Source organism: Streptomyces sp. NPDC057854 (assembly GCF_042797055.1).
Classification (GTDB): Bacteria; Actinomycetota; Actinomycetes; order Streptomycetales; family Streptomycetaceae; genus Streptomyces.
In genome coordinates this window covers 227538-239993 of sequence record NZ_JBHVMF010000004.1, presented here as the reverse complement: position 1 = coordinate 239993, position 12456 = coordinate 227538, and the positions used below count along the sequence as shown (strand labels likewise).

The following is a 12456-nucleotide window of genomic DNA, read 5'->3' as shown; positions in this document are numbered from 1 at the left end:
GGCGAGGGGCGGCACGCGCATGCGGGGTGGGACGACGACGTGAGGTTCCTGCACACCTCGGACTGGCACCTCGGCCGGTCCTTCCACCGCGTCGGCCTCCTCGACGCCCAGGCCGCCTTCCTCGACCACCTCGTCGCCACCGCCCGCGACCGCGAGGTGGACGCCGTCCTCGTCGCCGGCGACGTCTACGACCGCGCCGTGCCGCCGCTGGCCGCCGTCGAACTCTTCGACCGCGCCCTGCACCGGCTCGCCGAGGCGGACGTGCCCACGGTCATGATCTCCGGCAACCACGACTCCGCCCGCCGCCTCGGCGTCGGCGCCGGACTCCTCGGCCGCGCCGGCATCCACCTCCGTACGGACCCGGCAGGCATCGGCACCCCCGTCGTCCTCACCGACGCCCACGGCGACGTCGCCCTCTACGGCCTGCCGTACCTGGAACCCGCGCTCGTCCGCGAACAGCTCGGCGCCGCCAAGTCCGGCCACGAGGCCGTGCTCGCCGCCGCCATGGACCGCGTCCGCGCCGACCTCGCCGCACGCCCCGCCGGCACCCGCTCGATCGTCCTCGCCCACGCCTTCGTCGCCGGCGGCGCGCCCAGCGACAGCGAACGCGACATCACCGTCGGCGGCGTCGCCGCCGTCCCCGCCGGCGTCTTCGACGGCGTCGACTACGTGGCCCTCGGCCACCTCCACGGCTCCCAGACCCTCACCCCGCGCGTGCGCTACTCCGGCTCCCCGCTCGCGTACTCCTTCTCCGAGGCCGGGCACCGCAAGACGATGTGGCTGATCGACCTCGGCGCCGACGGGGCCGTCACCGCCGCCGAACGCGTCGACTGCCCCGTGCCGCGCCCCCTCGCCCGCCTCCGGGGCCGCCTCGACGACCTCCTCGCCGACCCCGCCCACGACCGGCACCGGGACTCCTGGATCGAGGCCACCCTCACCGACGCCGTACGCCCCCACGACCCGATGGCCCGGCTCACCGCACGCTTCCCGCACACGCTCCACCTCGTCTTCGAGCCGGACCGCGCCGACACCGACCCCCTCGCCTCCTACGCCCAGCGGCTCCGCGGCCGCAGCGACCAGCAGATCGCCGAGGACTTCGTCAGCCACGTCCGGGCCGGCGGCGGACTCGACGCCGCCGAACGGACCGTGCTGTACGGCGCCTTCGACGACGTCCGCGTCGACGCCGCCACCACCGAGCGCGAGGGGGGCCGATGAGGCTGCACCGGCTGGAGATCACCGCCTTCGGTCCCTTCGCGACCACCCAGACCGTCGACTTCGACGCCCTGTCCAGCGCCGGGCTCTTCCTCCTGCACGGACCGACCGGCGCCGGCAAGACGTCCGTCCTCGACGCCGTCTGCTTCGCCCTGTACGGAAGCGTGCCCGGCGCCCGCCAGGCCCCCGGCACCACCCTCCGCAGCGACCACGCGCCCGTGGACACCCCCACCGAGGTGCTGCTCGACCTGACCGTCGCCGGCCGGCGCCTGGAGCTCCGGCGCCGCCCCGCCCAGCCGCGCCCCAAGAAGCGCGGCGGAGGCTTCACCACCGAGAAGGCCCAGAGCACCCTGCGCGCGTACGACCCCGCCACGCGCGCGTGGACCGCCCTCAGCAAGTCCCACCAGGAGATCGGCGAGGAGATCACCCGGCTCCTCGGCATGAGCCGGGACCAGTTCTGCCAGGTCGTGCTGCTCCCGCAGGGCGACTTCGCCCGCTTCCTGCGCGCCGACGCCGAGGCCCGCGGCAAACTCCTCGGCCGGCTCTTCGACACCCGCCGCTTCGCCGCCGTCGAGGAACGCCTCGCCGAGCTGCGCCGCGCCGCCGCCCAGCGCGTCGAGCAGGGCGACGCCCGGCTGCTCGCGCTCGCCCACCGCATGGCCCAGGCCGCCGAGGGCCTGCCCGCCGCCCGTACCCCCGTCGACGGCAAGCCCGGCGAGCCCGGCCTCGCCGAGACCGTCCTCGCGTGGGGCGCCGTCGCCCGCACCGAGGCCCGCGAGGCCGCCGACATCGCCGCCGTACGCCTCGCCACCGCCGAACACGCCGAGGCCGAGGCCCGCGCCGCGGCCGAACACGCCCGGGACCTCGCCGCCCGCCAGGCCCGGCACGCCGACGCGCTGCGCCGCCGCGAGGCGCTCACCGCCCGGATCCCCGACCGGGACCGCGACCGGCGCGCCCTCGACCTCGCCCTCAAGGCCGAACGCGTCGCCCCCGCCCTCGCCCTGCGCCACGCCGCGGAACGCGAGCACGCCGCCGCCCTCGCCGCCCGCGCGTCGGCCCGCTCCCTGCTGCCCCCCGACCTCGCCGAGGCCCCGGCCGAACAGCTCTCCGCCCTGGAGAACCGGCTCCGCGAGGACCTCGGCGGCCTCGCCGCCGCCCGCCGCGCCGAGAGCCGCGCCGCCGAACTCGCCGCGGAACGCGACCACCTCGACCGCGAGGCCCGCGCCGACGAGGACGCCCTCCAGGAGGCGGCCGGCTGGCTCGCCGGCTGGGAGGCCCGGCGCGCCGCCCTCCAGCAGCGCGTCGACACCGCGCAGGAGGCCGCCGCCCGCGCCGAACAACTCGCCGGCCGGCTCGAACCCCTCCGCCTCCGACTCGCCGCCGCCCGCCGCCGCGACAGCCTCGCCCGCGGCCTGGCCCGCGCCGAGGAGCTGTACGCCGCCGCCCGCGAGCGCCGCAACACCGCCCACGAGACCTGGCTCGACCTCAAGTCCCGCCGCCTGCGCGGCATCGCCGCCGAACTCGCCGCCGCTCTCGCCGACGGCGACGCCTGCCAGGTGTGCGGATCCACCAGCCACCCCGCCCCGGCCGTCGCCACCGCCGACCACGTCGACCGGGCCGCCGAGGAGGCCGCGTACGCCCGGTACACGGAGGCCGACGACGCCGGCCGCGCCGCCGAACGCGAACTCGCCGGCACCCGCGAAGCACTCGCCGCCGCCCGCGACGAGGTCCAGTCCCTCGCCGCCCCCGGACAGGCGCAGCAGAGCCAGCCCTCGGTCGCCGAACTCGCCGAACAGGCCGACGCACTCGCCGCCCGCCACGCCGAGGCGCACGCGCTCGCCGCCCAGACCCACGCCGCGCGCGAGGCACTGGCCCGGGCCGAGCGCGAACACGAGGAACGCGCCGCCGCCCAGCGCGAGGCGGAACGCCGGGTCGCCGCCCGCACCTCGCAGCGCGAAGCCGTCGAACGGCAGCGCGCCGCGCTCGCCGAGGACGTCGCACGGGGACGCGGCGCGTTCGCCACCGTGGCCGAACACGCCGACCGGCTGGAGCGGCGCATCGCCCTCCTGGCCGACGCCGCCGGAGCCGTACGCGACGAGGAACTGGCGGCCGACCGCCTGAAGAAGGCCGACGCCCAGCTCGCCGACGCCGCCTACCGCGCCGGATTCGCCACCCCCGCCGAAGCCGCCGCCGCCCTCCTCGACGAGCACGCCCGCCGCGCCTGCCAGCAGCGGCTCGACGTCTGGCAGGCCGAGGCCGCGGCCGTCGCCGACCGGCTCGCCGAACCCGGCGTCCAGGAGGCCGCCGCGCTCCCGCCGGCCGACCCGGCTGCCGCCGAAGCCGTCCACGCCGCCGCGGAACGCGCGCTGCGGGCCGCCGGCGCCGCGCTCTCCGCCGCCCGCGACCGGGTCACCGGCCTCGCCGGCCTCGCCCGCCAGGCCGTGACCGAGACCCGGACCCTGGGCCCGCTCCGTACCGCACACGACCGGGTGGCGCGACTCGCCGGACTCACCGCCGGCACCTCCGCCGAGAACGAACGGCGCATGCGCCTGGAGTCGTACGTCCTCGCCGCCCGGCTCGAACAGGTCGCCGAGGCCGCCTCCGCCCGCCTCCAGCGGATGTCGTCCGGCCGCTACACCCTCGTCCACTCCGACGCGCGCTCCGGCGCCCGCCGCAGCGGCCTCGGACTGCACGTCGTCGACGCCTGGACCGGCAACGAACGCGACACCGCCACCCTCTCCGGCGGCGAGACGTTCTTCGCCTCGCTCGCGCTCGCCCTCGGCCTCGCCGACGTCGTCACCGACGAGGCCGGCGGCGTCCGCCTCGACACCCTCTTCATCGACGAGGGCTTCGGCAGCCTCGACGACCAGACCCTCGACGAGGTCCTGGACGTCCTCGACTCGCTGCGCGAACGGGACCGCAGCGTCGGCATCGTCAGCCACGTCGCCGACCTGCGCCGCCGCATCCCCGCCCAGCTGGAGGTCACCAAGTCCCGCCACGGTTCGGCGGTGCGCCTCCGCACCGGCGGCGACGTGCTCAGCGGCTGACGGCGCGGCGGGGGAGCGGCGACGAGTACACGACGCTGGTCGTCACCGACCCGAGCGTGCCGATCTTCCCGGAGATCTCTTCCAAGTGCCGCATCGACCGGGCGGCGACCTTGATGACGAAGCAGTCGTCGCCGGTCACGTGGTGCGCCTCCAGCACCTCGGGCGTGGCGGCGACCAGGTCGTGGAACGGCTTGTAGTTGCCGGTGGGGTAGCGGAGCCGTACGAACGCGAGGATCGGCAGCCCCAGCCGCTCGTGGTCCACCACCGCGGTGTACCCGGTGATCACCCCGGCCTCCTCCAGGCGCCGCACCCGCTCCGTCACCGCCGACGGCGACATGGAGACCGCGCGGGCCAGTTCGGCGTAACTGGCGCGGCCCTGGGCCTGGAGGGCGTCGAGGATGCGCCAGTCGGTGGCGTCCGGGGTGTAGTCGTTCATGACCCCGAGCCAACAGGGCTTTCCCCGGCGGATCAACCCTTCCGCCGGGGAAACCCGTCACGACACGCCGTCAGAGCCGGGAGATCTCGTCCACGAGATCGTCCAGGCCCAGCGGACCCTGGCTCAGCGCGGCCATGTGCCACGCCTTCGCGTCGAAGGCGTCGCCGTGCGCCGCGCGGGCGCGCTCGCGCCCGAGCAGCCACGCCCGCTCGCCCAGCTTGTAGCCGATGGCCTGCCCCGGCATCGACAGATAGCGGGTCAGCTCGCTCTCCACGAACGCCGGCGGCCGGCTGCTGTGCCGCTGGAAGAACTCCTGCGCCAGCTCCGGCGTCCACCGCTCGCCCGGGTGGAACGGCGAATCCGCCGGGATCTCCAGCTCCAGGTGCATGCCGATGTCGACGATCACCCGGCAGGCCCGCATCATCTGCGCGTCCAGATAGCCGAGCCGCCGCTCCGCGTCCGGCAGGAAGCCGAGCTCGTCCATCAGCCGCTCCGCGTACAGCGCCCAGCCCTCCGCGTTCGCGCTGACCATGCCGATGGTGGCCTGGTAGCGCGAGAGGCTGTCGGCGACGTGCACCCACTGCGCGATCTGCAGGTGATGCCCGGGAACGCCCTCGTGGTACCAGGTCGACACCAGGTCGTACACGGGGAACCGGGTCTGCCCGTCCACCGGCAGCCAGGTGCGGCCGGGGCGCGAGAAGTCCTCGGAGGGACCGGTGTAGTACGGGGCGGCGGCGCCGCCCGCCGGGGCGATCCGGGACTCCACCTTCCGCACCCGCTCGGCGAGTTCGAAGTGGGTGCCGTCGAGCGCCTCGATCGCCTCGTCCATCAGCCCCTGCAGCCACGCGCGGACCTCGTCGACGCCCTCGATGTGGGTGCCGTGCTCGTCGAGGTGCGCGAGCGCCTCCCACGGGTCGGAGCCGGGCAGGATCCGGTCGGCCTCGGCGCGCATCTCGCCGAGCAGCCGGTGGTACTCGGACCAGCCGTACGCGTACGCCTGGTCGAGGTCCAGGTCGGTGCCGTTGAAGTACCGGCTCCAGCGCCGGTAGCGGTCGCGGCCCACGGTGTCGGGGGCGTCGGCGACGGCGGGCGCGTACACGTCGCGCATCCAGTCCCGCAGCGCGGCGACGGCACCGTTCGCCTCGGCGGCGGCAGCGGCGAGATCGGTACGCAGCACCTCCGGGAGCGCGTCGGGGCGCGCCGCGGCGAACTGCTCGAACCAGCCCGGCTCGCCGTCCCCGCCCGCCCAGTCGGTGAGCTGGCCGACGAAGGTGGCGGTGGCGCGCGGCCCGCCGAAGAGCTTCCGCTCCAGACCCAGCGCGAGCGACGCCCGGTACCCCTCCAGCGCGGCCGGGACGGCCCGCAGCCGCTGCGCGACGGCCGTCCAGTCGTCCTCGGTCTCCGTGGGCATCACGGTGAACACGATCCGGACGCTGTGCACGGGCGAACGCATGTTGCTGACCGCGCACAGACCCTCGTCGGCGTCGTGCACGGCCAGTTCGGCCGTCAGCCGCTCCCGGAGCAGACGGGCGCAGCGCCGCTCGGCGTCGCTGTCCGCGCCCGGGTTCCGTTCGGCCTCGTCGAGCAGGGCGAGGGTCCGGCGGGCGAGCGCGGCGACGGCCTCCTGGCCCTCGGGGGAGAAGTCGGGAAGCCGGCCGGCGCACTCCCGGACCCCGAGGTGGGTGCCGGTGATCGGGTCGAGGGCGATGAGGTCGTCGACATAGGCGTCGGCGACCTGACGGGGCAGATTGCTGAGGGAACTCTCTGGCATGTGTCTCATCCTGGTGCCTCCGCCCGCCTCCCGTCACCCTCGACCGGCGTCACACGGCTGACAAGGACGCCCCCGCGCCGGGCGGCATCAGGGGCCCGCAGTCCCACTGCTGGAAGATCAGCCGGGTCTCGACCCGTGCCACCTCGCGCTGCGACGTGAACTCGTCGAGGACGAGTCGCTGCAGGTCGGAAGGGTCGGCGACGGCCACGTGCACGAGGTAGTCGTCGGGGCCGGTGAGGTGGAACAACGCCCGGGACTCCGGTAGCGCCCGGATCCGGTCCACGAACGGACCGATCAGTTCCCGTCGGTGCGGCCGTACCTGCACCAGGAGAAGCGCCTCCAGACCGCGTCCGAGTTTGGCCGGATCCAGTCGCAGCTGGTGCCCGAGCACGACCCCGGTGCGGCGCAGCCGCGCCACGCGGTCCAGACAGGTGGAGGGAGCCACGCCGACTTCGGCGGCGAGCTCGCGGTAAGTGGTCCGGGCGTCGTTCTGCAGCAGGCGGAGAATGTGCAGATCGACCGTGTCCAGTACGACGGATTCGGCCATCGGCCGAACGTAGCACGGATCTCGGTCGCTACTTCCGGGTTTCCGTTCACAGTGCCGCCATGGACGCCATGGATCACGCCCCTTCGGCCACCCCGAGGGCGCTCGCCACCGAAGCCGTGCACGCCGGCCGCGAAGACCTCGCCGCGCTCGGGGTGCACGCCCCGCCGCTCGACCTGTCCACCACCTACCCGTCGTACGACGCCGCGGCGGAGGCCGCACGCATCGACGAGTTCGCCGCCACCGGCGCCCGCCTCGAGGGCCCGCCCGTCTACGCCCGTCTGGACAACCCGACCGTGGCCCGCTTCGAGGAGGCCCTGGCCCGTCTCGAGGGCACGGAGGCCGCGGTGGCCTTCGCGAGCGGCATGGCCGCTCTGACCGCGGTCCTGCTGGCCCGTGCGAGCCAGGGCCTGCGCCACGTCGTCGCGGTGCGCCCGCTGTACGGCTGCAGCGATCACCTCCTGGACGCCGGTCTGCTCGGCACCGAGGTGACCTGGACGGACCCGGCGGGCGTCGCCGACGCCATCCGCCCGGACACCGGCCTCGTGATGGTGGAGTCCCCGGCCAACCCGACCCTGGCCGAGGTCGACATCCAGGCCGTCGCCCACTCCTGCGGCTCGGTCCCGCTTCTCGTCGACAACACCTTCGCCACCCCGGTCCTCCAGCGACCGGCCGGCCTCGGCGCCCGCATCGTCCTGCACAGCGCCACCAAGTACCTGGGCGGCCACGGCGACGTCATGGGCGGCGTCGTCGCCTGCGACGAGCAGTTCGCCCGCGAACTCCGCCGCGTCCGCTTCGCCACGGGCGGTGTGCTCCACCCGCTCGCCGGCTACCTGCTGCTCCGGGGACTGTCCACGCTGCCGGTCCGCGTCCGGGCCGCCTCGGCGACGGCCGCGGAGCTGGTACGCCGCCTGGCCACCGACCCGCGGATCGCCCGCGTCCACTACCCGGCGATCGGCGGGGCGATGGTCGCCTTCGAGGTCTACGGCGACCCGCACGAGGTGATCGCCGGCGTCCGGCTGATCACCCCGGCGGTCAGCCTCGGGAGCGTCGACACCCTGATCCAGCACCCGGCCTCGATCAGCCACCGCATCGTCCACGAGGGCGACCGCCGGGCCGCGGGCGTCAGCGATCGCCTGCTGCGGATGTCGGTCGGCCTGGAGGACGTCGAGGACCTGTGGCGCGACCTCACCCAGGCGCTCAGCGCTCGCTCTGCCGAGCCTGCGGTTGTGTCCGCTCACTCCGTTCCGGTGCCGAGTCCAGCCGAGCGGTGATCACCAGAGTGCCCTCCTCGATCTGGTAGTCGAGGGGGAGGCGCAGCGCCCGCATGGCCGCGACCATGCCGGTGTTGGACGCCTGCGTCACGGCGTAGACGCTGTCGCATCCGGCCTCCTCGGCCATCGCCACGAGCCGGCCGAGGAGTTCGGAGCCGATCCCGCGCCGCTGCCAGTCGTCTTCGACGAGGAGCGCCACCTCGGTCTCGTCGCCGTCCCACAGCAGGTGCCCGAGGGCGACGAGGCGACCGGACGCGGTCTGCACGGCGAGGGTGCGTCCGAACCGCGGGCTCAGCAGGTGGTCGAGGTAGCGGTCGGCGTCGCCGACTGGACCGTGGTAGCGCAGGCCGAGCGTCCGCGCCGAGCACCGCTCGTGCATGGCGCGCGCCGCCGGCAGGTCGCGCTGGTCGGCGCGGCGGACCGTGATCTCGTTGCCCTCGGGCAGGGTGAGCACGTCCTGGCTGCGGGGGACGCGGGGGCCGAGTCGTGCGTCGAGTTCGACGAGGGCGCGGGCCCGGGCGAATTCCGTCGGAGTGAACGGCAGGTAGGGCCGCTCGATCAGAAGCGTGCCCCCGCTGGGGTCGCGCAGCTTCATGACGGTCTCTTCGAGGACGCCTTCGACAGGTGCCTGTTCGCCGGTCGGGCGGCCGGTCAGCGAGACGGCCGGGACGGAGTGGAGGGTGCACCGGCCGAGGAGCTGCCGGAGCGCGAGGGGCAGTTCGGCGGCATCGAGGGCGGTGCGGGTGGCGAGGCCCAGGACCCGGGTGGGAGTGTCCACCAGGTCGTGGGCATCCGCGCGTTCCGTCCAGGTGTCGCGACCGCCCGCGGTTCCGATCTCGCTGGCCAGGTCGCCGGCGGTGAGGCCGGCCGGGGCGCGGAGCAGGAACTCGTCGACCGTCCCCTCGGTCAGCGGGTGCGTCTGGAGGGTGAGGATGTCGACGCCGAGCCGTGCGAGCACCGAGCACAGTGCGGCCAGGCTGCCCGGGGCGTCGTCGACCGTGGTCCTCATCCGCCATAGCACCGTCTCGATCGCCTCCGGGGCCTCGGCGGCGTCCGGACCCGTGGATTCGCCGCCCGAGGGCACCTCCGGGGCGAGAGCGGATGTGCCCGTGACGGTGGTGGGTGGAGCATGGCTGTGCCTTCGTGCCCACCATGTGTGGAACCCTGCGGTGGCGACCAGCGCGATGGCCGAGAACACCAGCAGGTAGGGCCCATCGGGGCCCTTGATGATGGTCTTGGCGATCGTGTCGGCCACCACCACGGCGGTGAACAGGGCCGCGAGCTCGATCAGGTCGTGCCGCCAGTGGTGCGGTCGGCGGTTGCTCTTCGAGGACGTCACATCGGTCATGACCTCACTGTGACCGAGAGGTGTTGCGTGATCACGAACGCTTTGTGACTGGCTGGTTAAGTGGCGATCTGGAGGATTTGTGACCGATTCAGGATGATTCTGTCGCACCCTGATCGGTCCCCTGACGGAGTGCGTTCAGGAGGCGCTTGGACTGCGTCACCAGCTGTGACGTGCCCCGCGCCGAAGCGTGCCGCTCGAGCCCCGCGAGTTCCCCGCTCGCTCCACAACGCTCCACACAGTCCGCCGCGATCGCGAGGAGTTCGCCCAGACCCCGCATGGGTTTCTCCGCCTCGAGAAGCGTCGGGAGCGCCTCGGACAGGATCGTCCACACGGTTCCGTACGCGCCGGTGGCGGCGGCGGTCCGGACCGCGTCCGCGAGACGGTTCGGCTTCATGGAGCGTTCGGCGAGGAGCCAGGCCAGATCCCTGCCCACCTGGCGGGCATCGAGTTCACCGCGTGCCGCCAGCACGAGCAGGGCGTCCACGGCCCGCAGCCGGTCGTCCGCGTCCCGGCAGCCGAGCCCGAAGGCCAGGACCAGGGCGACGGCCCGGCCGACCTGCCCTTCACCCTCCGCGAGCAGGGTCAGCGGACCGGCGACATCTCGCGCCGAGTCGCCGTCGACCGCGCTTGCCATGGACGACAGCAGGCAGGAGGCGAGCAGTTCGCGGTCAGCGGGCAGCAGGGTGGCCCACTGCTCGGGGACCTGCTCCCAGTGATAGCAGCGCCGGGCGTTCGGCAGCAGGCCACCGGCGAGCCAGTGGAAGGTCTTCGGGAACTCCCGCTTGAACTCCGGGCGCTTCGCCATCTCGACCAAGATCCGGTTCACGAGCGACCAGCGTTCCGAGCCCTTCGGCGTCCGAGGGTGGAACCGTACCGTCGCCGCGAGCGGATTCTCCGACCGCAGCCAGGTGGCCAGGCGGGCTCCCGCCTCGCTGCCCAGGGCCTCCGCCTGCTCGGCCGCCTGCTCGGCGGAGGGGTCCTGTCGGCGTACCCGCAGAAGCGCCTGGCCGAGATCCACCGGTGCGGGGTCGAGGCCGGCGTCCGCGTACTCGCGGAGCCGCTCCACCAGCGTGAGAGGGTCGATGCCGCCCGTGTGCCGGGTCGGCGTGGACAGCAGCAACGGCAGCGTCCCCCCACCGATCAGGTGGGCGACCTCCCAGATCCGAGCCTCCTGCGTCGACTGCATCGCTCCGTGCACGCAAGAGGTCATCGGAACGGTCTGCTCGCGGCCGGCTTCCGTCCGCCCCGGCTTCACCTTTCCCACGAGTGAGGCGAGGACGGCGTCCAAGCCGCGCGGCCCGTGCTGGAAGTAGTCGAGGTCGAGATGGTGCGGGAACGCACTCGTGTCGTACCAGTACGCGCCGGAGAACGCTTCTCGGACCTGGGCGGCCACTTCTGCGCTGTCCTTGTGCGCGTGCCGCACCAGGCCGTCGAGAGCCCTCTCGAACTCCATCGGACCAGCCGACCGCCGCTGCTGAACCAGCAGGTCTTCCATCACTTCCTCCAGCGACCCCGCTGGACCCGGCAGAACCTCGGGCTCCGGCACTGGAGGAAGGATCTCCTCGTAGGGCAGGCTCTCGCGCGCCTCGACCTGGCGGCCGAAGGCCGCCTCGGCGGCAGCCCGGTGCGCAGGCCCCAGCAGAGACGCCGCCTCAGCGAGGCGCGTGCGCGTCTCCTCGTCGACGGCCTTCAGATGACGGGCCACGACCTGCAGCGATCGCCCCTGAATCTCCGAGTCGTCGTGGCCGAAGGCGTCCGCGACCACCGGCAGCACCTCGGAGGCGAGGCCAGGATTCCTGGCGAGCGCACGATTGACCAGCGACAACTGAGCCCGCAGCAGCTTCTTCTCGGTCCGGAACAGCACCCCCGCCGTCATCTCCGCGAACGCCCCACCCGGCAGCGCTCCTTCGAGCGCCAGCCCGGACAGAGTCTTCTGCGCGAACCCCGCGACCGGGGACACCGCGTCGGCGGTCATGCCGATCCAGTCGGCGACCCGCTCACGGCGCTCTTCCGCGTTCGGCGGCACCAGCTGCAGCAGCGCCAGAGGGAACCGCAGGTTGCGCAGACGGCCGCCGCGCAGCATGCGGGAGACGCAGAGGTCGACGATCTGCGCGCGGTCGAGCACCCCCTCGTCGACCAGCGTCGCCAGCGCGGCGGGCCAGTGAGTCGCCGGACCGTCGGTTTCCGGCGCGGCCAACGGATCCGGAAGCTCCTGCATCGAGAGCGCGTGGGCCACGAGCACGGGCGTCTGCGGATCCGTGCGCAGACTCTCCAGAAGCCTGTTGCCCGTGATCTTCCTGGTCCAGCCGATCACATAGCCGTCCGTCGTCGGGACTGTGGCACCCGAGCTCTCGACCAGTCCTCGGATCAGGTCGTAGCTCTCCTCCGCGGACGTCGGATGGGCCGCCAGCCGGTGAGCGACGTCGGCGCGCCATACGGGTGGCCGGTCCAGGAGCACCCGCAGCGCCAGGGCGCCGTTCTCGGTGCGCCAGCTGAGCAGGTCGCGCCCGCCGAGCCAGCTCGCAGCCGCAGCGGCCCCCGTGTGGCAGCCGGCCCCGGCGACGTACAGCGCACGCCGGATCCGACTCGTCTCCTGCCACCGGCTCCAGTCCCAGGTGCGTACCTCGGCACGCAACGCCTTGAGCTGCTGGAGAGCCGCCGCGCGTGCGGTAGCGTCCAACGGTTCCAGCAGCGCCGGAACGTGGTCGGCGCGACCCGCGCGCACTGCCTTCATCAGCTTGTCGACGCCGTCGTCGTCGTCGGCGGTCCCGCTGAGTACTTCTGTCGTCATCTCCGCCCCCATCGGTTGTTCATGTTTTAGTCG

At 73.9% G+C, this 12456-nt stretch carries 8 protein-coding genes; 3 read left to right on the top strand and 5 right to left on the bottom strand.

What is annotated here, in order from left to right; translation table 11 throughout:
- Window positions 1–39: 39 nt before the first annotated feature.
- Window positions 40–1215: an exonuclease SbcCD subunit D gene (locus ACFVQZ_RS09055; protein WP_030492331.1), complete on the top strand. Its 1176-nt coding sequence runs from the start codon at window positions 40–42 to the stop codon at window positions 1213–1215.
- Window positions 1212–4259 (top strand): AAA family ATPase, encoded by a 3048-nt coding sequence (locus ACFVQZ_RS09050; RefSeq protein WP_383620712.1) that lies wholly within the window; start codon window positions 1212–1214, stop codon window positions 4257–4259. Before ACFVQZ_RS09055 ends, ACFVQZ_RS09050 begins: the two co-directional genes overlap by 4 nt.
- Here ACFVQZ_RS09050 and ACFVQZ_RS09045 read toward each other — a convergent pair.
- From ACFVQZ_RS09045 to ACFVQZ_RS09035, 3 genes are all read right to left on the bottom strand, one after another.
- Window positions 4249–4695 carry an Lrp/AsnC family transcriptional regulator gene (locus tag ACFVQZ_RS09045; protein WP_030492329.1) on the bottom strand — a complete coding sequence of 149 codons (447 nt, stop codon included), beginning with the start codon at window positions 4693–4695 and terminating at the stop codon, window positions 4249–4251. The two genes, ACFVQZ_RS09050 and ACFVQZ_RS09045, sit on opposite strands and share 11 nt — an antisense overlap.
- A 70-nt stretch (window positions 4696–4765) precedes the next feature.
- Complete coding sequence (locus ACFVQZ_RS09040) at window positions 4766–6466, bottom strand: DUF885 family protein (RefSeq protein WP_030492328.1); 1701 nt, start codon at window positions 6464–6466, stop codon at window positions 4766–4768.
- Between the two features lie 49 nt (window positions 6467–6515).
- Window positions 6516–7013 carry an Lrp/AsnC family transcriptional regulator gene (locus tag ACFVQZ_RS09035; RefSeq protein ID WP_030492327.1) on the bottom strand — a complete coding sequence of 166 codons (498 nt, stop codon included), beginning with the start codon at window positions 7011–7013 and terminating at the stop codon, window positions 6516–6518.
- A gap of 59 nt (window positions 7014–7072) precedes the next feature.
- Between ACFVQZ_RS09035 and ACFVQZ_RS09030 the strand changes: the two genes are divergently transcribed.
- Window positions 7073–8284, top strand: a complete 1212-nt coding sequence (locus tag ACFVQZ_RS09030) for a trans-sulfuration enzyme family protein (protein WP_383620709.1) — start codon at window positions 7073–7075, stop codon at window positions 8282–8284.
- Here the strand turns inward: ACFVQZ_RS09030 and ACFVQZ_RS09025 are convergent.
- Window positions 8211–9632 (bottom strand): GNAT family N-acetyltransferase, encoded by a 1422-nt coding sequence (locus tag ACFVQZ_RS09025; RefSeq protein ID WP_383620707.1) that lies wholly within the window; start codon window positions 9630–9632, stop codon window positions 8211–8213. The two genes, ACFVQZ_RS09030 and ACFVQZ_RS09025, sit on opposite strands and share 74 nt — an antisense overlap.
- Before the next feature lie 88 nt (window positions 9633–9720).
- Window positions 9721–12423 carry a DUF6493 family protein gene (locus ACFVQZ_RS09020; RefSeq protein ID WP_383620705.1) on the bottom strand — a complete coding sequence of 901 codons (2703 nt, stop codon included), beginning with the start codon at window positions 12421–12423 and terminating at the stop codon, window positions 9721–9723.
- Between the last annotated feature and the right edge of the window lie 33 nt (window positions 12424–12456).

Coding starts and splice junctions, on each gene's coding strand:
- ACFVQZ_RS09035 (WP_030492327.1), bottom strand. CDS start 7,013: ATGGCCGAATCCGTCGTACTGGACACGGTCGATCTGCACATTCTCCGC.
- ACFVQZ_RS09045 (WP_030492329.1), bottom strand. CDS start 4,695: ATGAACGACTACACCCCGGACGCCACCGACTGGCGCATCCTCGACGCC.
- ACFVQZ_RS09040 (WP_030492328.1), bottom strand. CDS start 6,466: ATGCCAGAGAGTTCCCTCAGCAATCTGCCCCGTCAGGTCGCCGACGCC.
- ACFVQZ_RS09020 (WP_383620705.1), bottom strand. CDS start 12,423: ATGACGACAGAAGTACTCAGCGGGACCGCCGACGACGACGACGGCGTC.
- ACFVQZ_RS09050 (WP_383620712.1), top strand. CDS start 1,212: ATGAGGCTGCACCGGCTGGAGATCACCGCCTTCGGTCCCTTCGCGACC.
- ACFVQZ_RS09025 (WP_383620707.1), bottom strand. CDS start 9,632: ATGACCGATGTGACGTCCTCGAAGAGCAACCGCCGACCGCACCACTGG.
- ACFVQZ_RS09030 (WP_383620709.1), top strand. CDS start 7,073: ATGGACGCCATGGATCACGCCCCTTCGGCCACCCCGAGGGCGCTCGCC.